This is a genomic window from Actinosynnema sp. NPDC020468, assembly GCF_040642015.1.
Classification (GTDB): domain Bacteria; phylum Actinomycetota; class Actinomycetes; order Mycobacteriales; family Pseudonocardiaceae; genus Actinosynnema.
Genome location: NZ_JBFAEO010000050.1, coordinates 19,356 through 44,103, shown reverse-complemented (window position 1 = coordinate 44,103; position 24,748 = coordinate 19,356). Strand labels below are relative to the sequence as shown.

The window sequence follows — 24,748 nt, the reverse complement described above, 5'->3', positions numbered from 1 at the left end:
ACCGGGTCCACAGTGGACTGGTGCCCGCCCGGCCGGAACTGCTTGGTGGATCAGGGTTTCAGCGAGTCGCGGCCAGGTCGTCCAGCACCGCGACGCCCATCGTGGTCGGGTCCTCCTCGGCCCGGTGGACCGCGTCGACCACCGCGCGGACGTGCGGGACGGGGATGTCGTGGCGGTCGGCCAGGTCCAGGACCGGACCGAGGATGTGGTCCACCTCGGTGGGGCGGTGGTGGATCGCCAGGTCTCGCCACACGCCGGTGCGGGTTTGCTGGTGGGACACCCAATAGGTGATCTGGGCCTGCCACGCGGCCTCGACCGCGGCGTCGGTTCCGGCGGCGGTCGCGGGTCCGTTGGCGGTGGTGGAAGTGGTGGTGGCGAAGAGGGTCGGGTCGAAGCCGTCCACCACCTCGCAGTGCACGCCGGCGGCCTCCGCGACGCGTTCCACCTCGCCGACCAGTCGGCCGAACAGCGGGCGGTGTTCGGGGCGGGCCAGCAGGACCGGGACGTCCTCGTCGGCCACCGCGGTGGCGAAGTAGACCGCGGCGATGGCCGTCTTCGACCACAGGTGGCCGAAGATGTTGGCGGTGACCTCCGTCGGGTGGAACTCGCCGAGCACCCGGGCCAGGTCGCGGACCCGGTCGGTGGGGCGGCCGTCGAGTTCGCCGACGCGGAAGGTGCCCGGGCCGCCGTAGGTGATGTGGCCCGGCTCCTGGTAGAAGCCGCCGAAGGTGACCAGGGCACCGACCGTCCGCTGTGGACCGACGGCCGCCGCGATCGGGTACTCCTCCAACCCGTTCTGCAACGACACCACGAACCCGTCGTCGGCCAGCAGCGGCTCGACCACCCGCAGCGCGTCCGCCGTGTGCCGGGACTTCACGCCCAGCAGCACGGTGCGCAGCGGCTCGGCGAGCTGGTCCGGGCGCAGCGCGCGGGGGTGGGCGACGAAGTCCGCCTCGCCCGAGACGCGCAGGCCGTCGGCGGCGATCGCGGCCACGTGGTCGGCGTTGGCGTCGACGAGGACCACGTCGTGCCCGGCCCGGTGCAGGTGGGCGCCGATCAGGCCGCCGATGGCGCCCGCGCCCACGATGTGGATGGTCATGTCAGGTCCCTCGTCAACGGTAGGTGCGGACGGCCGGTGTGCGAGCCCCCGCTGACGTCGATGATCGCCCCGGTGGTCCACGAGGAGCGGTCCGACAGCAGGAACGCGCAGGTTTCGGCGATGTCGGCCGGGTCGCCGGTGCGGCGCAACGGGGTCGCGGCCAGCGTTTGCGCGAAGTAGTCGGGCACGTCCGGGGTGTCCGGTTCGATCACCCGGTCGAGGACCAGACCCGGCGCGACGGCGTTCACCCGGATCCCGTGCGGGCCGCCCTCGATCGCGGCGACGTGGGTGAACATCTCGACGGCGGCCTTGGACGAGCAGTAGTGGCCGCCGCCCGCCCGTCCGGAGCGGGCCGCGCCCGAGGAGATCACCACGATCGAACCCGGCGTGCCGCGGTCGACCCACCGCCGGAACAGCGCGCGGGTGATCAGCATGACCGACCGGACGTTCACCGCGAACACCGCGTCCCACTCGGCCACCGTCATCTCCGCGATCGGGAGGTTCGGGTAGATCCCGTGCGCCAGCACGACGCCGTCCAGCGGTCCCGCCGACTCCGCCTCGGCCACCAGGGCGTCGAGGTCGGCGTCGGCGAGGTCGGCGTGGACGTCCGCACCGGGCTCCCGGTCCTGGGTCACCACCTGCGCGCCGCGCGCGGCCAGCAGGTGCGCGGTGGCCCGGCCGATCCGGCCGGACGCGCCGGTGACCAGGTAGCGGTGTCCGCTCGGCTCGGTCACTCCAGGACCCCTTCCAGGAACGACACGACGTCCCGCAGGTTCACCGTGATGCGGTTGCGCTCCCGCTGCAACCGGGAGTGCAGGAACCGGAACTCGGCGCTCTCGGGGTCGAGACCGGCGAGCCGCGGCGCGTCGGAGAGCCCGGGCAGCCCGCCGACGAACAGCGCCGGGTCGTGCCGGAACCGGTCGCCGCGGGTGTAGTCGAGCGGCACCAGCAGGCGGGACAGGCGGTGCACGACGGAGTTGAACCAGCTCGGGTCGGCGTCGCGCTCGGCCCACAGCACCCCGGTCAGCTCGGCCGCCCGCAGTCCGCGCGCGATCGCGACCGACAGGTCGAGCCGGTCGGCCGAGGCCGCCTGCAACTCGCGCAGCCGGTCCACCAGCGCCTCGCAGGCCCGGGTGAAGTCCAGCGGCAGCGCGGCGTCGGTCAGCAGGCGCCACACCGCGTGCAGGTAGATCCGGGTGTCGCGGGCCAGCAGCTCCGGGTCGATCTTGTCCAGGGTGTCCTCGGGCGTGTGCCACCACCAGCCGGTGCCGTTGCCCTTGCGCGGCCCGCCGCCGAACACGGCCGCCTGCGCGTTGGTCAGCGCCGGGTCGATCGGCTGCTCGCTCAGGTTCGCGAAGATCGCGGGCACCCCGATGCCCCAGAACGACTGGTCGCCCGCGCGGTGCATGCGGCGACCGGCCCAGTCCTGGCCGGCCTGGGTGCGGAGCGCCTCCTGGGCCAGCTCGCCGAGTTCGGCGGCCGACGTGGCGTCGGCGACGACGGTGTTGCCGTTGCCGCCGGTCGAGTCGATGTTGACGTGGACGAGCGCCCTGGCCTCCAGCTCCTCCCAGTGGTGGTCGGCGTACCAGGCCGAACCGGAGTAGCGGCCCTGGGAGTGGCCGGACCAGAAGGCCAGCCGCAGACCCCGCTGCCACCGGTCGCGGTGCGCGGAGGCGATCCGGGCGATCTCGATCATGGTGGCGTTCGCGGTGCCGTTGTCCATCAGGCCGTAGTGCCACGTGTCGTGGTGGCCGGTGAAGAACACGAACGGCTCCTCGTCGCCACCGCGTCCGCTCGGCAGGTCCGCGACGAGGATCGGCGTCGGCCGCCACCCGGTGTCGATCTCGGTGTGCACGGTGATCCCACCACCCGCCGCGGCCACCTCCCGCAGCCTGCGGCCGTCGGTCGCGCTGACCGAGCACACCGCGGTGGCGGGCAACCGGTCCACGGTGTCGTCGCCCGGACTGCCCCACACCGGGGACACGCACATCTCGTGCAGCTTGTCGTGCGGGCTGACGTGCACCTGGGCGATCGCGCCCCGGCTTCCCGCGCCGATGGTCTGGTCCGGCCCCGGCACGCCGTCGATCAGCACCACGCACCCGGTGACGTCCAGGCCCTCGTAGTCGGCGGCCGTGCCGCGGCCCACCGCGACCAGCCGTCCGGTGAGGCCGGCCGCCGGCGTGGACCGGGAGAACGACACGGCGAGCGCGGTGAGCGAGTCGTCGTCGACCTCGACCCGGGCCGACACCGGCAGGCTGATGTAGGCGTCGTGGCTGATCAGCTCGGTGTGGAAACCCAGCTCGTCCAGGGTGTCGCGGACGTACGCGAGGCTGTCCAGCTCCTCGGGCGTGCCCGCGTGCTTGGTCCACCGCGCCATCGGCGACAGCACGTCCATCAGCCGCCGCGCGGAGACCTCGTCGGTCACCCGGAGCACGTCCGCGAGCGCGTGGTCGGCCACCGGGGCGTCCGCTGTTCCTACGTTGTCCACTGTGGATGGTCCTTTCGTGGTCACAGGGCCGCGGCGCTGCCCGCGCGGCGCGGTCCGGCACTGCCGAACAGCCGGCCGTCCTCGCCGCGCCAGCTCATCTGGAACGAGCCCAGGTGCCAGTCGTAGGCGGGCAGCGGCGACATCAGCAGGCCGAGCGAGGTCACCCCGCGGGTCACCTCGTCGGGCACGCGGCTCTCCATCGAGAACTGGTAGTCGGCGCGCAGCGGGTAGAGCCGGGGCGCGTCCTCGGCGGCGTACGGGTCCATGCCGTAGTCCAGGATGTTCGACAGCACCTGGGGAACCGTGCAGTACACGCTGCCCGGCGAGCCCAGGCCCAGCACGGGCCGGCCGTCCTTGAACACCAGGGTGTTGCCGATCGCGCACCGCATCCGGCCGCCGCCGGTGAACCAGCCGCCGATCCACATGTCCATGCTGTTGACGCCGTTGCTGCCGATCATCGGGACGCCGCCGATCACCTCGCCCGGGATTCCCGAGCCCTGCAAGGTGTTCATCGACTGCACCCAGTTGCCGTGCTTGTCCACGATGGACAGTTCGCAGCTGCCGGCGGACTGGGCGGGCTTGGGGGAGGGCAGCTGCCCGATCGCGGCCAACCGGGCCGCGCCGCCGGTCACCTCGACGTGCTTGGCGAGGTCGATCGTGGGTCGGCTCCGCCGGATCAGCTCGGCCGCCATCGCGTGGAACTCCCGCGACATCAACACCTCGGCCGGGTTCTCGAAGATCCGCGGGTCGTTGATCAGGTTGGCCTCGTTGTCGGCCCGGCGCAGCGCGTGGGTCAGGTAGTACAGCGCCTCGGCGGACTCGGTGTAGTGGCCCACCGAGGTGATGTCCAGCTCGTCCAGGATGCCCAGCACCATCGAGCAGAACACGGCCTGCCGCTCGGGCGGCGAGAGCTGCACGATCTCGTGCCCGCGGTGCTCGTAGCGCAGCCCGCTGCCCCACTCGGCGCGCGACACCGCCATGTCCGCCAGGGTGATCGGCCAACCCAGCTCGTTGGCCCGGCGCACGAAGTCCTGTGCCCAGCCGCCGGTGATGAAGTAGTCCGGACCCTCTTCCGCCAGCCGCACCATGGTGCGGTGCAGCTCCGGCTTGGGCCACCGGTCGCCGACCTGCGGCAGGTGCCCGCCGGGCGCGAAGTGCGCGCGGCCGGACGGGGTGTAGAGGAAGAAGTCGTAGGACTGGGCCATCACCAGGTGCTCGAACGAGTCCACCACGTGGCCGACCTCGGCCCAGTGCACCGCCGGCGCGCACAGCTCGGCCCACGGCCGGGTGGCGAACCGCTCGTAGAGCGCCTTCATGCCCGGCATGAAGCCCGGGATCACCGCGTACGGACCGGCGCCGCTCGCCGAGTACTGGCTGCGCGGCGGCGGCACCCGGTGGAAGGGCGGCAGGTCGGGCACGATCGTGCCGTGGCTGTTCAGCTCGTGCACGGTGCCGGTTTCGGCTTCCCAGAACAGCATGGTGAACATGCCGGCGTGGTTGGTCAGGTCCTGCTGCACGACGGCCTGCACGAGCGACCCGGCGATCAGGGCGTCCACCGCCGTGCCACCGCCCGCGAGCACGTCGCGCATCGTGTCCGTGACGATCGGGTGCTGGCTGGAGCACACCGCCTGTTCGCCGGACACCGGGGTCTTGGGTCCCACCCTGCCCTCGTTGGTCACCTGACGACTCCTTCCTGGTCGAGCCCGAGCACCGAGCCCACGAGCCGGGCGGTGTAGGCGTGCCCGGGGTGGTCGAGGACTTCGGCCGTGCGGCCGTGTTCGACGACCTCGCCGTGGTGGAGCACCAGGACGCGGTCGGTCATCTGCCGTACGACGGACAGTTCGTGGGTGATGAACAACATGCTCATCCCGTACCGCTGCCGCAGTTCCCGCAGCAGGGACAGGATTTCCGCGCGCACCGAGACGTCCAGCGCGGCCACCGGCTCGTCGCAGATCAGCAGCCGGGGCCGCAGCGCGACGGCCCGCGCGATCGCGATCCGCTGGCGCTCGCCGCCGGAGAGCTGGGCGGGCCTGCGCAACCCGTGCCGCTCGGTGAGCCCGACCTGGGTGAGCAGTTCGGCGATCTCGCCGCGGTGGTCGGCGTCCCGGTCGCGGGTGAGGATCGCCTCGCGGAGGGTGGCGCCGATGGTGCGCGCCGGGTTCAGCGAGGAGTACGGGTCCTGGAAGACCACCTGCACGAGGTTCGCGACCTCGCGGGACTGGGCCCGGGTGAGCTTGCGGTAGTCCGCCAGGTCCAGGCCGCCCAGCTCGATGCTCCCGGAGTCCGGGTGCACCAGGCCGAGCAGCGCCCGCGCGATGGTGGTCTTGCCCGAGCCGGACTCGCCGACCAGGCCGACCGACTCGTGCACGCCGACGTCGAAGGACACGCCCTTCAACGCCTGGGTGCGCTGCTTGCCCGAGACCAGGTCCCGGTAGGACTTGCGCAGGTCGCGGACGGTGAGCAGGACACCGGGGTCGGCGACGCTGACGTCCCCGGTGTCCTGCCCGCCCTCCTCGTCCGTGCCGAGGAGTTCCGGCGCGATCTCGTCCACGCGCAGGCAGGCGGTCGTGTGACCGGGTGCGACCAGACGCAGTTCCGGCCGCTCGGACCGGCAGTCGGCCACCGCCCAGGCGCAGCGCGACGCGAAGCCGCACTGGCCGCCGACGGACTCCGCGGGCGGCACCCGGCCGGGGATCGACCGCAGGTGCTCGACGCGGCGGTCGATCGGCAGGTGCGAGCGCAGCAGTCCGGCGGTGTACGGGTGCCTAGGGTCGTGCCGCAGCACGGCGGCGGGCGCCTGCTCGACCAGACCACCGGCGTACATGACCATGATCCGGTCGCACACCGAGAACGCGACGCCGAGGTCGTGGGTCACCAGCACCAGGGCCATGCCCCGCTGCCGGCGCAGGCTGTCGAGCATGGCCAGGACCTGGGCCTGCGTGGTGGCGTCCAACGCGGTGGTGGGCTCGTCGGCGATGAGCAACTCGGGGTCGCCCGCCAGAGCCGCGGCCATCGCGACCCGCTGCCGCATGCCGCCGGAGAGCTGGAACGGGTAGCGGTGCGCGGCGCGCGCCGGGTCGAGGCCGACCTCCTCCAGCCGCCCGTAGACCTCCGCGCGCACCTTGGCGCGGTTGCCCCGGAGCCGGGCCGGCAGCCCTTCCGCCACGTGCGCGAACGCGGTCTGCACGGGGTTGAGCATGGAGAACGGGTCCTGCATCAGCAGGCTGATCCGGGTGCCGCGCACGGCGCGCAGGTCGCGTTCGGACCGCCCGAGCAGCTCCTGCCCGTCGAAGGTGACCGACCCGGTCGCGACCACCTCGCGGGGCAGCAGGCCGACCAGCGAGCGGACGGTGAGCGACTTGCCGCTGCCCGACTCGCCGACGATGCCGACCGACGTGCCCGCCTCGACGGCGAACGTCACGTCCCGCACCAGCGGGCGATCCCGGTGGCTGATGTCCACGCCGTGCGCGGTGAGCAGACTCATCGTGCCTCCCGCCGTGCCGTGAGCCGGTCGTAGACGCTGTCCCCCAGCACGGTCGCGCAGACCGCGGTGAGGATGATCATCACGGCCGGCGCCAGCGCCAGCCACGGTTCGAAGAGGATCTGCTCGCGCCCGTCCGCGATCATCACGCCCCACTCGGCGCTGCCCGGCTGACCGCCGATGCCCAGGAACGCCAGCGCGGAGAAGGCGATCAGGGCCACCACGAAGTCCAGCAGGAACGTGGCGACGACCGTGGGCACGATGTTCGGCAGCACGTGCCGGAACATCACGGTGCGGGCGGGCAGTCGCAGGCTCTGCGCGGCCTCCACGTACGGGAGTCCGCTCTGGACGCTCGCGGCGCTGCGGATCATCCGGATCGCGGTCGGCACGGACAGCAGCGACAGCACCAGCACGGTGACCGCGTAGCCGCCGGAGGAGATGCCGACCACGACGATCGCCACCAGCAGCGCGGGCAGCGCATACATCACGTCCACCAGCCTGCTGATCACCGCGTCGACCCGGCCCCGGTAGTAGGCCGCGGCCAGACCGAGGCAGATGCCGACCGCCACCGCGACCAGTGCCACCAGCAGCGGACCGATCACCGCGACCCGGGCGCCGGAGATCACCCGGGACAGCACGTCCCGACCGAGGTCGTCGGTGCCGAGCCAGTGCTCGCCGGTCGGTCCGCCGGAGCTGAGCAGGAGGTTCTGCTCGTTGGGCGGGAACGGCGCGAGCAGGTCGCCGGTGACGACGAAGACCAGGATCACCGCGAGCGGGACGGCCGCCACGATCGCGGGCCACCCGAGGCGCCTCACGACGCCACCTGCCGGGCCCGGACGCGCGGGTCCAACAACCCGGTCAGCACGTCGACCGCCAGGTTCACCAGGATCACGAAGGCCGCGGCGACCATCGCGATGCCCTGCACCACCGGGATGTCCTTGGTGTTGACCGAGACCACCAGCAGCGACCCGACGCCGGGCAGCGAGAACACCGTCTCCACCAGCACGGCGCCGGACAGCGCGGCGATCAGCACCACGCCCGACGAGGTCACGATCGGCACCGCCGCGTTGCGCAGCGCGTACCTCACCAGCACCCGCGTCGGCGCCACGCCCCGCGCCCGGGCGAAGGTGATGTAGTCCTGGTCCATCACGTCGAGCATCGCCGCCCTCGTCTGCCGCAGCACGATCGCCATCAGCGCGGTGGCGAGCGACACCGCGGGGAGGACGAGGTGCCACAGCCGATCGCCGAAGCCCTCGCCCGAGCCGAACACCGGGAACCAGTCGAGCAGCACGCCGAACACGTAGACCAGCAGCAGGCCGACGGCGAACGGCGGCGCGCTCATCCCGAACGCGGCGACGGTGGACACGACGCGGTCGGTCGCGGCGCCGCGCCGCAGCCCGGCCGCGGCGCCGAGCGGGATGCCCACCAGCACCACCAGCAGCAGCGCGAACAGCGCCAGCTGGAAGGACATGGGCAGGGTCTGGCCCAGCGCGTCGAGCACGTCCTCGCCGGACCGCACGGAGGTGCCGAGGTCGAACCGGAGCGCCGAGCCGAGCCACCGCCCGTACTGCACGAGGAACGGGTCGTCGAGGTGGTACTTCGCGGTGGTCGCCTCGATGAGCTCCGGTGTGGACGGCGCGGTGCCCATCAACGTCGCCAGCAGCGATCCGGGCGCCAGCGCGAGCAGGCTGAACACCAGGAACGACACCAACAACAGCATCGCGACCATCGCGGCGAGGCGCCGGGCCAGAAACCTGATCATGCTGTCACGCCGTCGCCCGCACCCGGTGGATCCAGGTGCCGTCGAGGATGTCGGACTGGCTCACCGGCTCGGAGAAGGTGAACCCCTTGCCCAGCGCCACCACGAAGTTCGGCGCGTAGAGCGGCAGGTAGGGCAGCTCGTCGGCGACCTGCTTGAGCACAGACCGGGTCGCCGCCCAGCGCGCGCCCTTGTCGACCGAACCGGTCAGCGCCTTGACGTCGTCCTCGATCTTCGGGGTGGTCCAGTTGGCCAGGTTCAGCCCCGGCGCGGTGATGTTGGCCTGACCCACGACCCGCGGCAGCACCGCGTTCGGGTCGGGGATGGTCGCGATCAGCTGCATCGACTGGATGCCGGGGGTTTCGTGCGCGAACACCCGCTTCGCCCACACCTCCGGCGACTCCGGCTTCGGCGTGATCGTCACGCCCAGCTCCTTCATGTTCTCCTGGAGGTTCAGGATCGTCGGCTCCGCCCACGGCGAGCTGGTGGTGTAGGGGATCTCGACGCTGAACCCGCCGGGCGTCGCGGACTGCGCCAGTTCGGCCTTCGCCTTGGCCTTGTCCAGGTCGTACTGCGGGAGGGTGTCGAGGAAGCTCTTGGCCGTGTCGGCGGAGCCCGCGACGCCCTCGAGCAGCGTCTGCGGCACCAAACCCTTGAGCACCACGCCGTTCGCGCCGTAGACCGCGCGGGACACGCCCTGCCGGTCGATCGAGTAGGCGACCGCCTTGCGCACGTGGATGTCGTCGAACGGCGCCTTCGACGTGTCCAGCGTGAGGTAGCTGGTCACGTTCGCGGGCAGCTGCACGGTCTGCGCGCCGGAGATGCCGTTCCACTGGCCGATCTGCTTGACGTTGGTGACCTGCGCGCCGTTGATCGAGTTGGAGCGCATCGCCAGCTGCCCGGTGTTGTCGTCCTTGATCGGGACGAACGAGACGGCCTTGGCCTTGGGCGGCGCGGTGGTGTACTTGGGGTTGCGCTCCAGCGCGATCTTGTCCGGGCCGCTGGACTTGAACACGTACGGCCCGGTGCCCACCGGCAGCCCGGTCGAGGTGCCCAGCGCCGCGCCGGCCGCCTCGGCGACCTTCTTCGACTGCACGTAGGAGATCACCGAGAGGTTGTCGCGCGCGGTCGGGTCGGCGAACTTCAACTTCACCGTGACGGTCGTCGGCCCGGTCGCGGTGACCGACTCGACGCTCTTGACCCGGCCCGCGGTCTGCGCGCCCGCCTTCGCGTCGGTCACGTGCTGGAGGCTCCACACGACGTCATCCGCGGTCATCTTGGTGCCGTCGGAGAACTGCGCGTCGGGCGCGAGTTCGTACACGATGGACGCCGGGTCGGGCTGCGTCACCGTCTTGGCCAGCACGGGGCGGAAGCTGCCGTCGTTGGCCACCCGCTCCAGCGGCTCGGTCACCAGGCTGATCACCTGCTGGGTGTTGACCGTCGCGTCCTTCGCCAGGTCCAGCGACACCGGGAGCTGTTGCAGCGCCCAGACGAAGGTGTCGAACTCGGTCTCCACGCCCGCCTTGGTGCTGGTGTCCGGCTTGGCCGCACCATCACCGCCGCCACCACACGCGGTCACGAGCAGGCCGGCCACCGCGGTCGCGGCGACCATCTTCCGTCTGCTGCTGTCGAGAATCGTCATTGGTTCTCCTTCTGCGGCATTACTCGCTGTCCGGGCCGGGCGTTTCGAGGGGGAGGAACGCCCGTTTGAGGGTCCGGATGTTGATCGACAGCCGGGTGCCGCGCACACCGGGCAGGGTGCCGAGCACCTCGGTCCGGAACCGGAACAGGTCGGCCTGGGTGGGCACGATCAGCTCCACCAGCAGGTCGCTGTCCCCGGCGGTGGCCGCCACGTACCGCACTTCCTGTCGGGCGGCCAGGGTGCGCACCGCGTCCGGCAGGGTCGACGGGGCGAGGTCGACCCAGACGAACGACTGGATGTGGAAGCCGAGTAACCGGGCGTCCACCAGGGCCATCGGGTGCACCCGGCCGGTGGTGAAGAGCGCGTCGGTGCGGCGGCGCACCGCGGATTCGCTCAGGTCGGTCGCCAGCGCCAGGTCGGCGAAGCTCATCCGGCCGTCGACCCGGAGCAGTTCGGCGATCGCCTCCTCCACCGGGTCCAGCGCCAGCGGCTCCTCGTCCGGCGCCAGGTCCAGCAGCGGCAGGCGCACGCCGGGGATGTCGGCGACCAGCGAGTGGCTCCAGTCCACAGTGGACTTGAACTCGCGGAGCACCGGCTCCGACATCGACTCGAACGTGGCGTCCACGCCGCCGAGCGTGTCCAGCAGGATCGTGGCCAGGTCCTGGGTGGACGGCGTGATGAACTCGGCGAGCAGGCCGTAACGGCCGGTGAGCACGGCGACCATCCGCACGTCCGGCCGGGCCACCAGGTGGTCGGCCAGGGTCCGCAGCGACTTGTTGGTGACCGCGAAGTACACGGTGACCGGGAAGCCGCGGCCGGTGCGGATCGAGTCCACCACGACGGTGGTGCGCAGGGCGCCCGAGACGGTCAGCGCCCGGACCCGGCGGGCCACGGTGGACTCGGAGCTGCCGACGGCCTTGGCCAGGTCGCGCCAGCTGACCCGGGGGTTGGCCTGGAGGGCGGCGGCCAGCCGCGCATCCAGGGAGGCCCGCTCCCACCACCCGGTCGGAACCGGTGCGTCTGGTGAACTCATGCGAGCACCGTACGCGGCGTGACGGTATCCGTCTACGGTCAAGGTAAACGTGATGAGATCCGCACCCACTGTGGCGTTCGGGTGATGATTTTCGGGGGTCCGGGAGAATCCGCGGGCACGGGCTCGCGGCGAGAACCCGCCGGGGGGTGGCGGACGGGTGGCGGAGCGGGCCGGACCGTGGCGCGGTGGTCCGCGGCGGCCGACGCTGGACGGGACACCTCCGGCCGCACAAGGGGTTCGCGCATGACGACGGGCAACGAGTCCCTCGCGCACTGGTTCCGGCGCGGCGGGTGGACGCAGCGGGAACTCGCCCGCGCGGTCACCCGGCTGGGGCGGGAACGGGGCCACAACGTCGCGCCGGACGCCTCCCGGGTTCGCCGGTGGCTGGACGGCGAGCAGCCCCGGCGCCCGGTCCCGGACCTGCTGGCCGCGCTGTTCGGCGAGCGGATGGGACTGCCCCTCGCGCCCGCCGACCTCGGGCTCGTCGCCCGGACGCCTGCCCGCGACGAGGTCGGGTGGGACGGTGGCGGCCTGGTGTCGACCCTTCAGGACTTCACCAGGAGCGACCTCATGATGAAACGCAGGGACGTCCTCGGTACGACCGCCGCGCTCGTCACCGGTGCGGTGCTGGAACGGCGGCTCGGCGGCTGGCTGCGGCCGCTGGACCGGCGGGCACCCGCCGGTGTCGCGGCCGGTCGGATCGGGCTCGCCGAGATCGCCGAGATCGAGTCCGCGACGGCCACCTTCTGGAGCTGGGACGCCCGGCGCGGCGGCGGGTTGTACCGGGAGGCCGTGGTGGGTCAGCTGAAGGCGATGACCGATCTGCTCGACTTCCGCTACCCGGCCGAGATCGCCCGCCGGCTGTACCGCTCGACCGCCGACCTCGCCCGGCTGGCGGGCTGGATGTCGCACGACGTCGGTCTCCAGGAGACCGGGCAGCAGTACTTCACGTTGGCGCTGCACTGCGCGAAGCAGGCCGACGACTCCCGGCTGGGCGTCGAGGTGCTGTCCCGGATGGCCAGGCAGATGGTGCACGTCGGCCGGCCGCGGGACGCGCTGTCGCTGGTCGGGTTGGCCAGGCGCGGCGGCGGCGCGCGGATCGGGGAGCGGGAGTCGGCGATGCTCACCACGTGCGAGTCGTGGGCGCACGCGACGCTCGGCGACGTGGCCGCGGTGGACCGCGCGGTCGGGCTCGCGGGGGAGCGGTTCGAGCGCGCCGCCGACGCGCCGCCGTGGCTCGGCTACTTCGACCGGGCCGGGTTGGAGGGGATGGCCGGGTTGTCCTACCGCACGCTGGCCGAGCGGCGGCCGGAGTTCGCGGTGCGGGCGGAGGCGCACCTGGACACCGCGCTGCGGTTGCGCCGCCGGGACGCCTACGTGCGGTCGAGCCTGTTCGACCGGATCTCGCTGGCCGGGGTGCGGGTGGCGCAGGGCGAGCACGCCGAGGCCGAGCGCGTGGCGCGGGAGGTGGTGGAGGCGGCGGGCGGTGTCGGGTCGACCCGCACGTTCGACCGGATCGACGCGCTGCGCGAGCGGGCCCGGGTGGACGGCCGGCGGTCGGGCGAGGCGGCGGGGTTGGCGGACACGCTGACGGAGCTGGTCGCGGCGCACTCGGCGAGCCGTCCGGGGCGCGCTCGTCGGACGGGCGACTGACGCGGTCCCCGGCCGACGGCGTGATCCGGTGGTGGCACGGGGAAATCGGCACGGGACACGGCTGCGCCGAGGTGGTTCGCGGGTGCGGAGGTGGTCGGATCGGTGGCGCGGTCGGTCCGACGACGGTGTCGATCTTTCGGTGTCGATCTTGCGACGGGTGCGGTCCGGTCGGTGACGCGACCCGATCGGGTCGGTCGGCGGCCTCTATCATCCGGCGGGTGACCGCCTACGACACCGACGCGTTCGAGCACCTGGACACCTCGGCCCTGCCGCCGCGCCAACAGCGCATCCTCCTCGCGATCCGCGACTGGGTGGTCCGGCACGGCTACTCGCCGAGCACCCGGGAGATCGGCGACGCGGTCGGGTTGCGGTCGTCCTCCTCGGTGTCGAAGCACCTGGCGAGCCTGGAGGAGAAGGGTTTCCTGCGCCGCGGTGCCACCGTGTCCCGGCCGATCGACGTGCGGGCGTTCCTCGGCGAGCCGCGGCCGGGCGAGGTCGAGGACTCGGTGAGCGTTCCGGTGGTCGGCCACATCGCCGCCGGCACGCCGATCACGGCCGAGGAGCACGTGGACGACGTGCTGACCCTGCCGCGCGGGCTCACCGGCCGCGGCACGGTGTTCGGGCTGCGGGTGCGCGGCGACTCGATGGTGGACGCGGCGATCTGCGACGGCGACATCGTGGTGGTCAAGCAGCAGTCCGAGGCGCACTCGGGTCAGATCGTCGCCGCCATGATCGACGGCGAGGCGACCGTGAAGGTGTACCGGCGGCGCAACGGCCACGTGTTCCTGGAACCGCGCAACGCGGGCTACGAGGTGCTCGACGGCGACCACGCGGTGGTGCTGGGCGCGGTCGTCTCGGTGTTGCGCAGCGTCTGACCGGTCGGGTCGCCGCTAGCCTCGGCGCATGCGAAAAGGGTTGTCGGTCGGGCTCGGGGTCCTGCTCGTGCTGATCGGCGGGGTGTGGACCGCGCAGGGGTTGGGCTACCTCGAGGGCAGCTTCATGACCGGTCAGAAGCTGTGGACCGCGATCGGCCTGCTGTGCCTGGTCGGCGGGGTCGCGCTGCTGGTCACGAGCCTGCGGAGGCGATGACGCCCGAGGTGTTATGGGCGGTTGGGAGGGGGTTCGCGGGCCCGGGCGGCGGTACCGTCCGCGATGCCCGCCCCTGCCGCCTGGGCACCCCTGCGAATCGAGGTCCCTGTGAGTCGACCACGCGTGACCGCCGTGCTGCTCGCCCTCGCGCTGGGCGCGACGACCGCGGTCGCCGTCCCCGCCGCCGCGTCGGCGAGTCCGGCCGAACCCTACTGCTACGAGGAGACGTCGCAGCCCACCGCCGACATCAGCGACCTGAGGGCGGCGTTCACGTCGGCGAACTGGATGCAGACGCTCCAGGCCATGTACAAGCGGCGCTGGCCGAGCGGGTCGGCGCTGGCCGTCGCGCAGGCCAAGGACCAGTACTGGAACCAGTTCGTCAGCAAGACGAGCTTCGACTCGTTCGCCGAGTCGATGATGGTCGCCATCCACGAGGAGACCCACATGTGGGACCTCGACCCGGCGCGCACCAAGTGGAACACCTCCACCGCCGCGTGGATCAACGCCGACCGGCAGGCGACGACCGTCCCGCTGTACGACGGCTTCCCGCGCAAGGAGATCATCCCGCTGATCAAGGACAAGTACAGCGACTCCATGGACGGGATCTACCTGCGCGACTCGACGCAGGGCAACTACCACCTCCAGGGCGTGACGGCCGAGCTGAACGCCGGGTTGACCGGGCTGCCGGCGGTGACCGTGGTGCAGGAGTTCATCAAGGGCGTCGGCGCGAGCAACGCGCGGGACATCGCGGCGACCAACCTGCGCTACCTGCTGCTGTACCTGCGGGTCGCGAAGTCGAGCCACCCGGACTACTGGGCGAAGATCAAGAACGAGCCGAAGCTGCGCGACCTGGTGCTGACCCAGTTCCTGCGCACGGCCTACTGGCTGGAGAAGTCCGCGCCGTACACCGGGAAGCTGGGCAGCGCGAACGCGGACAAGATCACGGCGGCGAACTACGCGCCGGAGAACATCGCGGTGCTGGAGGAGTTCACCGGGCGCAAGGTCACCGGCGCCACCCGGAAGAACTGCACGGCGAGCTGAAGACCCCCGAGGCCCGGCCGTGTGCTCCGGGCCTCGGGCTCTTCGCCGGTCACTCCGCGCCGAGGCGGTGCAGCACGTCGAGGACCTTCGCGCCGGAGCGGCCGAGGAGTTCGGCCTCCACGTCGTCCACCTTCGTCGCGAGGCGCTTGTGCAGCGCCCGGCCGCGCGGGCTGAGGTACACCCGGACCCGGCGGCGGTCCTCGGGGTCGACCTCGCGGTACACCACCGCGGTGGCGACCAGTCGGTCCACCACCCTGGTCAGGGTCGGGCCGCTGGCGGTGGTCCGCGCGGTCAGGTCGGACATGGTCAACCCGCGTTCACCGGCCAGCGCGACCAGCACGAGCCACTGGTCGAGGGTCAGGCCCTCGGGGCTCAGCACCTGCTCGACGCGGGCGGTCACGGCACGGGCCGCCCTGGTGAGCGCACTGGTCAGCGGCTCGCGCACCGGTCCTCCTCTTGCGGAACTAGGCCCCGATTGTAAGACTTCCGGCTGAAAGTAAAAGCCGAGGGTCGAGAGTGTCGCCGATGGCAGCAGTCGTCCACGCCGACTGGCGGGTCGCCATGGTGATCCCTCTCCAGGGTCCGGCCGGGCTGTTCGGGCCGTCCTGCGAGGCGATCGCCGAACTCGCCGCGCGCGAACTCAACGCCGAGGGCGGCATCCTGGGTCGCGAGGTGTCGTTCGAGGTGGTGGACGGCGGCGCGGACCCGGCGGCCGTGGCGGCCGAACTCTCGTCCCTGGTCGGCTCCGGGCGGGTGGACGCGGTCACCGGCTGGCACATCTCCTCGGTGCGCAACGCCGTCGCGCCCGCGCTGGCAGGCCGGGTGCCCTACCTGTACCCCTCGCTGTACGAGGGCGGCGAACGGCGGCCGGGCGTGTACTGCTGCGGCGAGACGCCGCGCTCCCAGCTCGCGCCGGCCCTGGAGTGGTTGCGGGACAACGCGGGCGCGCGCCGGTGGTTCGTGGTCGGTGACGACTACGTGTGGCCGCACACCTCCCTGGTCGCGGTCCGCGAGTACGCCCGCGAGCTGGACCTGCGGATCGTCGGCGAGTCGTTCGCGCGGCTGGGCGGCGACATGACCGGGTTGATCCGGCAGGTCGAGCGGTCGGACTGCGACGGCGTGCTGATGCTGCTGGTCGGCCAGGACGCGGTCGAGTTCAACCGGCGGTTCGCCCGGCGCGGCCTGCACGAGCGGCTGCTGCGGTTCAGCCCGCTGATGGAGGAGAACATGCTGCTGGCCAGCGGCGTGGGCGCGACCCGCAACCTGTTCGTCGCGGCGTCGTACTTCCGGTCGCTGGTCAACGCCGACGCGATGGACCTGCTCGGCCGGTACGTCGGTCTGCACGGCGCGGGCGCGCCGGCACTGAACAACGCCGCGGAGTCCTGCTACGAGGGGTTCCGCGCGCTGGCGAGCCTGGTCCGGCGGGCGGGCACCGCGCGGCTGCCCGAGCTGAACGCGGCCATCGACGGCGTCGCCTACCACGGTCCACGCGGGACGGTCGAGTTCCGCGGCGCCCAAGCCGCGCCCGCCGTGCACCTCGCGGTGGCCGACGGCTTCGACTTCGACGTGATCACCCGGCTCTAGGCCGCACCCGGCCCCCTTGACGGGACCCGAACCCCCAATTACTTTCTGATGAAAATATTCGGGCTGGTGCTAATGGGAGGGCGCGATGGGCGACGTCGGCCTGCTCTACGTCGGTGCCGTGCTGCTGCTGAACGGCCTGGTGCTGCTGGGCCGGGTGCCCGCGCGGTCGGCCGCCGTGTTCAACCTGTTCGTCGGCGGGCTCCAGTGCGTGACGCCGACCGTGCTGATCGTCCAGGCGCACGGTGACGCGGACGCGGTGCTCGCGGCGTCCGGGCTGTACCTGTTCGGCTTCACCTACCTCTACGTCGGCGTGGTGAACCTGGCCGGCCTGGAGGCCGAGGGGATCGGCTGGTTCTCGCTGTTCGTCGCGTGCGCCGCCGTCGTGTACTCGGGCATCGCGTTCTTCCGCACCGGCGACCCGGTGTTCGGCGTCATCTGGCTGGCGTGGGCGCTGCTCTGGGCGCTGTTCTTCCTGATCTTCGGCCTCGGCGAGGAGAGGGTGACCCGGTTCGCCGGGTGGGCGGTCGTGCTGCTGAGCCAGCCGACGGCCACCGTGCCCGCGTTCCTCGCGCTGACCGGCTCGCCGCGTTCCGACGCCGCCGCCGGGCTGCTCGCCGCCGCGCTCGCGGTGGTCCTGGTCGCGCTGGCCGCCGTGCTGGCGCGCAGGTTCGCACCTCAACCCAAGGAGAGCTGATGCGACACGGAGACATCGCTTCCAGTCCCGACACGGTCGGCGTCGCGGTGGTGAACTACAAGATGCCCCGGCTGCACACCAAGGCCGAGGTGCTCGACAACGCGCGGAAGATCGCCGAGATGGTCGTGGGCATGAAGACCGGGCTGCCCGGCATGGACCTGGTGGTGTTCCCCGAGTACTCGACCCAGGGGATCATGTACGACCCGGGCGAGATGTACGACACCGCGGCGACGATCCCCGGCGAGGAGACGGAGATCTTCGCCGCCGCGTGCCGCGAGGCCGACACCTGGGGCGTCTTCTCGATCACCGGCGAACGGCACGAGGAGCACCCGCACAAGCCGCCGTACAACACGCTGGTGCTGATCAACAACGCCGGCGAGATCGTGCAGAAGTACCGCAAGATCCTGCCGTGGTGCCCGATCGAGGGCTGGTACCCGGGCGACACCACGTACGTGACGGACGGCCCGAAGGGCCTCAAGGTCTCGCTGATCATCTGCGACGACGGCAACTACCCGGAGATCTGGCGGGACTGCGCGATGAAGGGCGCGGAGCTGATCGTCCGCTGCCAGGGCTACATGTACCCGGCCAAGGACCAGCAGGTGCTGATGGCGAAAGCCATGGCGTGGGCCAACAACTGCTACGTGGCGGTGGCCAACGCGGCCGGTTTCGACGGCGTGTACTCGTACTTCGGCCACTCGGCGGTGATCGGCTTCGACGGCCGCACGCTGGGGGAGACGGGGGAGGAGGAGTACGGGATCCAGTACGCCCAGCTGTCCGTTTCCGCCATCCGCGATGCCCGGCACTACGACCAGTCGCAGAACCACTTGTTCAAGCTGCTGCACCGGGGCTACACGGGGGTTCACGCGGGAGGCGAGGGGGACAAGGGCGTGGCCGACTGCCCGTTCGACTTCTACAAGAACTGGGTCACCGACGCGCTGAAGGCGCAGGAGTCGGTCGAGGCGCTGACCCGGGACACGGTGGGCGTGAAGGACTGCCCGGTGGGCGACCTCCCGGTCCGACCGAAACCCTGACCCCGCCCGCGATCGCGGCGGCGCCCCTGTCGCCGCCGCGATCCGCGGTCGACCTCGCGGGTGCGGCAGGATGGCGAGGTGCTGCCCCACGTCCACCGCGTCACCGGGTTCGACCCCGCCGATCGGGATGAGCACGGCCGCCACACCGGCGCCGAGGACGCGGCCGGCGATCACGGCCCGGTCGAGGCGGCCTACCTGCGGGCGGTCGAGGCGTTCGCGGCGGAGGTGGGCGTCGACCGGCTGTGCGTGCGCGAGCCGCGACTCCTGGACGTCGCCGGGCTCGACGGGGTCCTCCCGACCGGGTCGGCCGGATTCCACGACGGCGCGGAGGTGTCGCTGGACGTCGCGGTGGCACTGGTGCGGGTGATGCTGCGCGACGGTGGCGTGTGGTGCCGGCTCGAGGTGGACGGCGTGTTCGCGGTGCACGTCGGCCGGGACCTCTACGTCGGCGCGGACCGGCCGTGTACGGAGGCGGTGGCCAGGACGCGCGCGCTCGGGCTGTTCCCGGAACGGGTGGCCCGCTCGCCGTACGAGGTGGAGATCGGCGAGGACGTGCAGCGGCCCGCCGACGACGAGTTCTGGGCCGGGGTGCGGTGGGCGGTCGCCATGACCCGGGCCGGGACCCTGGAGGAGGTCTACGCCGAGGGGGCCTCCCGGTGGCACGAGTTGCGTCGCGACACGGTCGACGCGGTGCGCGCCGGACTCGCTCCCCGCGCCCGGCTCGCGGTGTGGCCCCCCGATCCGGGTTTCGTCGACGGGCCGCTGTCCACCGCCGTGCTGCCCGACGCCGACGGGGTGGTCCGCGCGCGGTGGCGGACCGTGCCGACGCGGGGCGACCGGGACTGGGCGTTCCTGAAGACGTTGCGGCGCGGGCAGGTCGTCACCGGCACGGTGACCCTGATCGCGCCCTTCCACGTGACCTTCGTGGACATCGGCGGGTTCGAGGCGATGATCAACATCTCCGAGCTGTCGTGGCGTCCGTTCGACCGGCCGTCGGACGTCGTCGCCGAGGGCGAGGAGGTCACCGCGGTGATCCTCGACGTCGATCCGGTCCGCGCGCACGTGCCGCTGTCCCTCAAGAGGCTTCAGGAAGACCCGTTCCCACGCCTGGTCGAGCGGATCGGGCACCCGTTCGCCGGCCGGGTGGTGAAGGTCGTGCCGATCGGGGTGTTCGTGCGCGTCGAGGACCGGGAGGACGCGTTCGTGGGCCTGGTGCCCGAGTCCGAGCGGGTGGACGTGCGGGTCGGCGACCCCCTCCTCGTCACGGTCGTGGCCGTCGACGTGACTCGTCGCCGGATCCTGCTCTCGCGCCGGCGGGCGGTCGCCGAGGGCTGATTCCTACGCTCGGTGACCTGCGGGAACACCGGCGTGATGGAAACCCGTTCCAAGATTCCGGCGGCTGTGGAGCGTTCTTCCGTCGTTGGGTTCGGCGTTCTCGGGTGTTCACGAACGGCCCATAGCGTCCCCGTCGTGGTCGACAGCCCGTCCAACGCGGACACCCTCGAACAGATCCGGTCCCTGCTCCCGTCCCTGTCACCCGCCGAGCGGCGGGTGGGGCAGGTCGTGCTCGGCGCGCCGCTCGACGTGCTGGAGCAGTCCGTCACGCAGCTCGCCGAGCGCTCCAAGAGCTCGGTCGGGTCGGTGGTCCGGTTCTGCCAATCCCTGGGGCTGCGCGGGTTCCAGGACCTGAAGCTGCGGCTCGCCCGGCAGTCCATCCCGGCCGAACGGCAGCTGCTGGACGAGATCGCGCCGGAGGACGGCGCGGCGGAGGTCACCCGCAAGGTGTTCTCCGGCATGGCGGGCGCGTTGACCGACACCGCCCGCGTAGTCGACACCGACGTGCTCGACGAGGTCGCGGCACGACTGGTCGGCGCCCGGCGCGTCCTGTTCGTCGCCGTCGGCACGTCCGCGCCGCTCGCGGCCGACGTCGCCTACCGGCTCACCACCATCGGACTGCCCGCGACGTGCCCGGCCGACGTGCACGTGCAGCACGTCACCGCGCGCATGCTCGGTCCCGAGGACGTGTGCTTCGCGATCAGCCACACCGGGTCCACCACCGAAACCCTCGCCGCGGTGCGCACGGCCGCGCAGACGGGCGCCACCACGGTGGCGCTGACCAGCTTCACCACCTCGCCGCTGACCGGGCTGGTCGACCTCGCGCTGGTCGCGGGCAGTCGGGAGACCTCCTACCGGATCGAGACGATGACCAGCCGGATCGTGCACCTCGCCGTGCTGGACGCGATCTTCGTGCTGATCGCCCTGCGCCACCAGGCCGCGCGGGACGCGCTCGCCGCCACCGGTGACGTGCTCACCGAGCACCGCATCTGACACCACCGAAAGGTCTTGCCGCCATGCAAGGACGTGTCCTCACCTCCGACGGCCGGGCGCGCCCCGGCGTGCTGGTCAGCGACGGCCGCACGGTCACCGCCACCGCGCACGACGGGACGTTCTCGCTGCGTCCCGAGGGACGGTTCGTGTTCGTCACCCGACCCGCGGGCTTCCGCGCCGACCGCTGGTTCGTCCCGGCCGACGCCGACGACGTGACCTTCGTGCTGACCCCCGAGCCCGACCCGTTCCCCTACCGCTTCGTGCACGTCTCCGACCTGCACGTGAGCGACCCCGAGCTGAACCGCGCGGTGTACCCGCAGCCGGTGGAGATGGGCTCCGCCGAGGCGCTGACCGAGTTCCTGTCCGCCGTGCCGCACCGCGCGGGCGACGTGTCGTCGGTCATCGCGACCGGCGACCTGACCGACTTCGGCAGCGACGGCGAGTTCGACGCGCTGCGCAAGGCCGTCGACTCCAGTCCGCTGCCGGTGCACCTGTTGCCGGGCAACCACGACCACCTGGCCGGCAGCACCGCGTTCGAGATGTCCGTGACCCGCACCGGTTACGTGATGCACGGCGCCGACCCGACCGGCTACGAGCGCAACCTCGGGCCGCGCTGGTACTCGTTCGACCTCGCGGGCGGCCTGCACGTGGTGGCGCTGGACTGGCACACCCACGAGCTCGGCATCGACCACGAGGAGCAGAACGCCTGGCTGCGCGCCGACCTGGAGTCGGTGCCCGCCGGCACGCCGTGGATCCTGCTGTCCCACGACCAACCCTGGCACTCCATCCTGGACGGTCTGCCGCGGCGGCCGCTGGCCACGTTCTCCGGGCACCGGCACACCTCGCGGGTGGTCGAGGTCGACGGCACGCTGCACGTGAACACGCCGACGCCGCTGTTCGCCTCGCTGGACTACGCGCCGCCGTCGTTCCGGGTCGTGACCTGGGACGGCGACCGGATCGGGTTGCAGACCAGGGCGGTCGCGCCCACCGGGCTGGAGCGGGCGACGTTCGAGGTTCCCGGCATCCCGCGCCCGCTGCCCGCCGCCGCGCGGTGGCGGCACCAGCTCAGCGGCGCCGGGCACCGCGCGCCGGCCCGGGTCGACGGCGACGAGGTGTTCCTGGGCGTCAAGCACGAGGACACCGCGTCCGGCGCGGTCGAGGCACTGTCCCTTGTGGACGGAACGCGGCGCTGGCTGGCCGAGCTGGGCTCGTCGGTCAAGGGTACGCCCGCCGTGACGGCCGACGCGGTCTACGCGGTCGAGGTCGTCGGCGACGTGGTGTGCCTGGACCGGGCGACCGGCGCGCAGCGGTGGCGGGTCGCGTCGCCGGACCCGTTGCGGCTGTTCGCCTACACCGACCCGGTGGTCGCGCAGGGCCTGGTGATCGTGGGCGACCTGTCGCACCTGCGGGCGTTGGACGCCGAGACCGGCGCACTGCGTTGGGACCGGCTCGACCTCGCGCCGTACCAGACCCTGGTCGGCCACGCGACGCCGCTGGTGGTCGGCGACACGCTCGTCGTCGGCAGCTGCCCGGTGCCGCTCTCGCTGATGGGGCTCGACCTGCACACCGGCGAAACCCGGTGGCCCACCGCGGAAGCGACCGGCAGGCCGGTGCTCCAGGGCGACACGCCGGTCGGCACCGCGCTGCACGACGAGGTGGGCGACGCGTTCTACCTGCCGACGCCCGGTCGCACGGTCAAGGTGGACCCGACCGGTCGCACGGTCTGGTCCGCGCCCACCTCGCTGCCGTTCAACCCGGCCACGCCGGTCGCGACCCCGCACGGCGTCGCGGTCGCCGACGCCGGGCACGCGATCGTGCTGCTGGACCGCGAGGACGGCCACGAGCTGTGGCGCACCCCGATCACCACCGCGTCGCCGTTCCCGATGGCGAGCTACACCCGCACGCCGCACCCGGTGTTCGCGCCGCCGACGCTGTCCGACGACCTGCTGCTGGTGCCCGGGCTGGACGGCGCGCTGCACGTGCTCGACGCCCGCACCGGCGAGCACCTCCGCGAGGTGCCGCTGGGCGTGCCGGTGGCCGCCTCGCTGACCCTGGCGGGCGACGTGGCGATCGCGGTCGACGTCGACGGCGGCGTGACCGCGATCGACCTCGGCGCGGTGCGGTGAGCCGCCCCGACGGTCGGGCCGCGCTCGCGCTGACCACGCCCGCGATGGCCCTGATCGGGCTGTTCGTGCTGCTGCCGGGCGTGCTCGCGGTGGTGGGCAGCCTGTTCCGGATCGACCTCGGCAAGGGCACCCGGTGGACGTGGGTCGGCTTGGCCAACTTCGCCGACCTGGTCGCGGACCCGGACGTGGCGCGGGCGCTGCTGAACACGGTGCTGTACTGCGCGCTCACCATCGTGCCCAGCGTGGTGATCGGGCTCGCGCTGGCGCTGCTCGCCGAGTCGGCGCGGCGCGGCAAGGGGTTGCTGCGCACGCTGCTGTTCCTGCCGTTCACCGCGAACCTGGTCGCGATGGCCGTGGTGTTCCGGTGGATCTTCGAGCTGCGCGGCGGTTTCGCCAACCAGGCGCTGGCCGTGCTGGGCGTCGGGCCGGTGAACTACCTCGGCGACGAGCGGTACGCGCTCGTCACGGTGGCCGCGGTCGGGGTGTGGCGCGGCGCGGCGTTGGCCATGGTGCTGTTCGCCTCCGGCCTCGCGAGCATCCCGTCCGCGGTGCACGAGGCGGCGGCGGCCGACGGCGTCACCGGGCTCGCGAAGGTGCGGCTGGTGACCGTGCCGCTGCTCAAGCCGATCGTGCTGTTCGCGACCGTGATGACGACGCTCCAGGCGGTCCAGGTGTTCGACACGATCAACGTGATGACCGGCGGCGGACCGCTCGGCGCCACCGAGACCGCGTTGACCATGACCTGGCGGCTCGGCTTCACCTACTTCGAACTCGGCAAGGCGGCCGCGCTCTCGGTGCTGCTGCTGGCCGTGCTGATCACCGTCGGCGTGCTGCGCCGCCGGTCGATGCTGGGAGGCGCGCGGTGAACCGCCTGCTGTGGCGTGCTTTCCGGATCGGTCTGGTCCTCACCGCGGTGAGCATCGCGGTGTTCCCGTTCTACTGGACGCTGCGGACCGCCGTGGCCGCGCCGGACTCGGTGTTCTTCAAGGGCATCTCGCTGCTGCCCGACGAGCTGGCGCTGGACAACTTCACCAAGGCGTGGCGGCAGGCCGACCTCGGCGAGGCGATGCTCAACGGCGCGCTGATGACCGTGACGATCCTGGTGTGCCAGCTGCTCACCTGCGTGCCGGCCGCGTACGCGTTCGCCAAGCTGCGGTTCCGCGGCCGGAACGTCCTTTATGGACTCGTACTGGCCTGCCTGCTGGTGCCGACCCAGGCCACCGCGATCCCGCTGTACCTCGGCATCGGCTCGGTGGGGCTCGGCAACACCTGGCTCGCGCTGGTGCTGCCGTTCACCACGAGCGCGTTCGGGATCTTCCTGCTGCGCCAGTACATGGTGACGATCCCGGACACCCTGCTCGAAGCCGCCCGCACGGACGGCCTCGGCACGTTCTCGACCCTGCGGCGGGTGGTGGTGCCGATGAGCGCGCCGGCCATCGCCACGTTCTCCGTCTTCTCGATCTTCGTGCACTGGAACGACTACCTCTGGCCACTGCTGGTCGCCAGGGACGAGTCGCTGCGCACGCCGCCGCTCGCGCTCGCCACGTTCCAGCAGGCCGACACCGGCCTGGACTACGGCGCGCTGTCCGCCGGCGCGGTGATCATCACCGCTCCCATCGTCGTCCTCTTCCTGATCGCCCAACGCCGCTTCGTCGCCGGTATCGCCGGTGGCGAGATCCCCGGCTGAGAACCCAGGAGTC

The 24,748-nt window shown here is 72.1% G+C and carries 22 protein-coding genes; 12 read left to right on the top strand and 10 right to left on the bottom strand.

What is annotated here, in order from left to right:
- Positions 1–58: 58 nt before the first annotated feature.
- The 9 genes from AB0G50_RS29015 to AB0G50_RS28975 are packed head-to-tail and all read right to left on the bottom strand — an operon-like array spanning position 59 to position 11,502.
- On the bottom strand, positions 59–1,099 hold the full coding sequence (locus AB0G50_RS29015) for a 2-dehydropantoate 2-reductase (RefSeq protein WP_360114584.1): 1,041 nt from the start codon (positions 1,097–1,099) through the stop codon (positions 59–61).
- Positions 1,096–1,833, bottom strand: a complete 738-nt coding sequence (locus tag AB0G50_RS29010) for an SDR family oxidoreductase (RefSeq protein ID WP_360114581.1) — start codon at positions 1,831–1,833, stop codon at positions 1,096–1,098. The genes AB0G50_RS29015 and AB0G50_RS29010 overlap by 4 nt, the downstream gene beginning before the upstream one ends.
- Positions 1,830–3,587 carry a M28 family peptidase gene (locus AB0G50_RS29005; RefSeq protein WP_360114578.1) on the bottom strand — a complete coding sequence of 586 codons (1,758 nt, stop codon included), beginning with the start codon at positions 3,585–3,587 and terminating at the stop codon, positions 1,830–1,832. The genes AB0G50_RS29010 and AB0G50_RS29005 overlap by 4 nt, the downstream gene beginning before the upstream one ends.
- 20 nt (positions 3,588–3,607) lie before the next feature.
- The gene (locus tag AB0G50_RS29000) at positions 3,608–5,266 is read right to left on the bottom strand and encodes a gamma-glutamyltransferase (protein WP_360114575.1); all 1,659 of its coding nucleotides are present in this window, start codon (positions 5,264–5,266) and stop codon (positions 3,608–3,610) included.
- Positions 5,263–7,071, bottom strand: a complete 1,809-nt coding sequence (locus tag AB0G50_RS28995) for an ABC transporter ATP-binding protein (RefSeq protein ID WP_360114573.1) — start codon at positions 7,069–7,071, stop codon at positions 5,263–5,265. The genes AB0G50_RS29000 and AB0G50_RS28995 overlap by 4 nt, the downstream gene beginning before the upstream one ends.
- Entirely contained in the window at positions 7,068–7,883 is an 816-nt protein-coding gene (locus AB0G50_RS28990) for an ABC transporter permease (protein ID WP_360114570.1), read from the bottom strand. The genes AB0G50_RS28995 and AB0G50_RS28990 overlap by 4 nt, the downstream gene beginning before the upstream one ends.
- Entirely contained in the window at positions 7,880–8,830 is a 951-nt protein-coding gene (locus tag AB0G50_RS28985) for an ABC transporter permease (RefSeq protein WP_360114567.1), read from the bottom strand. The genes AB0G50_RS28990 and AB0G50_RS28985 overlap by 4 nt, the downstream gene beginning before the upstream one ends.
- 4 nt (positions 8,831–8,834) lie before the next feature.
- Positions 8,835–10,469, bottom strand: a complete 1,635-nt coding sequence (locus AB0G50_RS28980) for an ABC transporter substrate-binding protein (RefSeq protein ID WP_360114564.1) — start codon at positions 10,467–10,469, stop codon at positions 8,835–8,837.
- A gap of 19 nt (positions 10,470–10,488) precedes the next feature.
- Positions 10,489–11,502, bottom strand: coding sequence for an Lrp/AsnC family transcriptional regulator (locus AB0G50_RS28975; protein WP_360114561.1), 1,014 nt, complete (start codon positions 11,500–11,502; stop codon positions 10,489–10,491).
- Between the two features lie 243 nt (positions 11,503–11,745).
- Here AB0G50_RS28975 and AB0G50_RS28970 point away from each other — a divergent pair, with 243 nt between their 5' ends.
- From AB0G50_RS28970 to AB0G50_RS28955, 4 genes are all read left to right on the top strand, one after another.
- On the top strand, positions 11,746–13,155 hold the full coding sequence (locus AB0G50_RS28970) for a hypothetical protein (protein WP_360114558.1): 1,410 nt from the start codon (positions 11,746–11,748) through the stop codon (positions 13,153–13,155).
- A 218-nt stretch (positions 13,156–13,373) separates the two neighbouring features.
- Positions 13,374–14,030 (top strand): transcriptional repressor LexA, encoded by a 657-nt coding sequence (gene lexA, locus AB0G50_RS28965; RefSeq protein ID WP_360114555.1) that lies wholly within the window; start codon positions 13,374–13,376, stop codon positions 14,028–14,030.
- A gap of 28 nt (positions 14,031–14,058) precedes the next feature.
- Positions 14,059–14,244 (top strand): hypothetical protein, encoded by a 186-nt coding sequence (locus tag AB0G50_RS28960; RefSeq protein WP_360114552.1) that lies wholly within the window; start codon positions 14,059–14,061, stop codon positions 14,242–14,244.
- Positions 14,245–14,352: 108 nt separating this feature from the next.
- Complete coding sequence (locus tag AB0G50_RS28955; protein WP_360114549.1) at positions 14,353–15,285, top strand: hypothetical protein; 933 nt, start codon at positions 14,353–14,355, stop codon at positions 15,283–15,285.
- Positions 15,286–15,334: 49 nt separating this feature from the next.
- Here the strand turns inward: AB0G50_RS28955 and AB0G50_RS28950 are convergent, their stop codons facing one another.
- Positions 15,335–15,730: a MarR family transcriptional regulator gene (locus AB0G50_RS28950; protein WP_360114546.1), complete on the bottom strand. Its 396-nt coding sequence runs from the start codon at positions 15,728–15,730 to the stop codon at positions 15,335–15,337.
- 80 nt (positions 15,731–15,810) lie between these two features.
- On the opposite strand from AB0G50_RS28950, the gene AB0G50_RS28945 reads away from it, so the two are divergent.
- The 8 genes from AB0G50_RS28945 to AB0G50_RS28910 all read left to right on the top strand — a co-directional run bounded on the left by AB0G50_RS28945 (position 15,811) and on the right by AB0G50_RS28910 (position 24,735).
- Positions 15,811–16,869 carry a substrate-binding domain-containing protein gene (locus AB0G50_RS28945; protein WP_360114543.1) on the top strand — a complete coding sequence of 353 codons (1,059 nt, stop codon included), beginning with the start codon at positions 15,811–15,813 and terminating at the stop codon, positions 16,867–16,869.
- A gap of 85 nt (positions 16,870–16,954) precedes the next feature.
- Positions 16,955–17,563, top strand: coding sequence for an AmiS/UreI family transporter (locus tag AB0G50_RS28940; RefSeq protein ID WP_360114540.1), 609 nt, complete (start codon positions 16,955–16,957; stop codon positions 17,561–17,563).
- A complete protein-coding gene (locus tag AB0G50_RS28935; protein WP_360114537.1) occupies positions 17,563–18,594 on the top strand; it encodes an aliphatic amidase in 1,032 nt (343 codons plus the stop codon). The genes AB0G50_RS28940 and AB0G50_RS28935 overlap by 1 nt, the downstream gene beginning before the upstream one ends.
- Positions 18,595–18,672: 78 nt before the next feature.
- Entirely contained in the window at positions 18,673–19,929 is a 1,257-nt protein-coding gene (locus AB0G50_RS28930; protein WP_360114534.1) for a S1 RNA-binding domain-containing protein, read from the top strand.
- 135 nt (positions 19,930–20,064) lie between these two features.
- Positions 20,065–20,922, top strand: coding sequence for a MurR/RpiR family transcriptional regulator (locus AB0G50_RS28925; RefSeq protein ID WP_360114531.1), 858 nt, complete (start codon positions 20,065–20,067; stop codon positions 20,920–20,922).
- A 23-nt stretch (positions 20,923–20,945) separates the two neighbouring features.
- Positions 20,946–23,048, top strand: a complete 2,103-nt coding sequence (locus tag AB0G50_RS28920; RefSeq protein WP_360114528.1) for a PQQ-binding-like beta-propeller repeat protein — start codon at positions 20,946–20,948, stop codon at positions 23,046–23,048.
- Positions 23,045–23,914: a sugar ABC transporter permease gene (locus AB0G50_RS28915; protein ID WP_360114525.1), complete on the top strand. Its 870-nt coding sequence runs from the start codon at positions 23,045–23,047 to the stop codon at positions 23,912–23,914. Before AB0G50_RS28920 ends, AB0G50_RS28915 begins: the two co-directional genes overlap by 4 nt.
- The gene (locus tag AB0G50_RS28910) at positions 23,911–24,735 is read left to right on the top strand and encodes a carbohydrate ABC transporter permease (protein WP_360114522.1); all 825 of its coding nucleotides are present in this window, start codon (positions 23,911–23,913) and stop codon (positions 24,733–24,735) included. The genes AB0G50_RS28915 and AB0G50_RS28910 overlap by 4 nt, the downstream gene beginning before the upstream one ends.
- The last annotated feature ends 13 nt before the right edge of the window (positions 24,736–24,748 follow it).

Coding starts and splice junctions, on each gene's coding strand:
- AB0G50_RS28980 (WP_360114564.1), bottom strand. CDS start 10,469: ATGACGATTCTCGACAGCAGCAGACGGAAGATGGTCGCCGCGACCGCG.
- AB0G50_RS28975 (WP_360114561.1), bottom strand. CDS start 11,502: ATGAGTTCACCAGACGCACCGGTTCCGACCGGGTGGTGGGAGCGGGCC.
- AB0G50_RS28970 (WP_360114558.1), top strand. CDS start 11,746: ATGACGACGGGCAACGAGTCCCTCGCGCACTGGTTCCGGCGCGGCGGG.
- AB0G50_RS28960 (WP_360114552.1), top strand. CDS start 14,059: ATGCGAAAAGGGTTGTCGGTCGGGCTCGGGGTCCTGCTCGTGCTGATC.
- AB0G50_RS28935 (WP_360114537.1), top strand. CDS start 17,563: ATGCGACACGGAGACATCGCTTCCAGTCCCGACACGGTCGGCGTCGCG.
- AB0G50_RS28945 (WP_360114543.1), top strand. CDS start 15,811: ATGGCAGCAGTCGTCCACGCCGACTGGCGGGTCGCCATGGTGATCCCT.
- AB0G50_RS28995 (WP_360114573.1), bottom strand. CDS start 7,071: ATGAGTCTGCTCACCGCGCACGGCGTGGACATCAGCCACCGGGATCGC.
- AB0G50_RS28985 (WP_360114567.1), bottom strand. CDS start 8,830: ATGATCAGGTTTCTGGCCCGGCGCCTCGCCGCGATGGTCGCGATGCTG.
- AB0G50_RS28920 (WP_360114528.1), top strand. CDS start 20,946: ATGCAAGGACGTGTCCTCACCTCCGACGGCCGGGCGCGCCCCGGCGTG.
- AB0G50_RS28940 (WP_360114540.1), top strand. CDS start 16,955: ATGGGCGACGTCGGCCTGCTCTACGTCGGTGCCGTGCTGCTGCTGAAC.
- AB0G50_RS29015 (WP_360114584.1), bottom strand. CDS start 1,099: ATGACCATCCACATCGTGGGCGCGGGCGCCATCGGCGGCCTGATCGGC.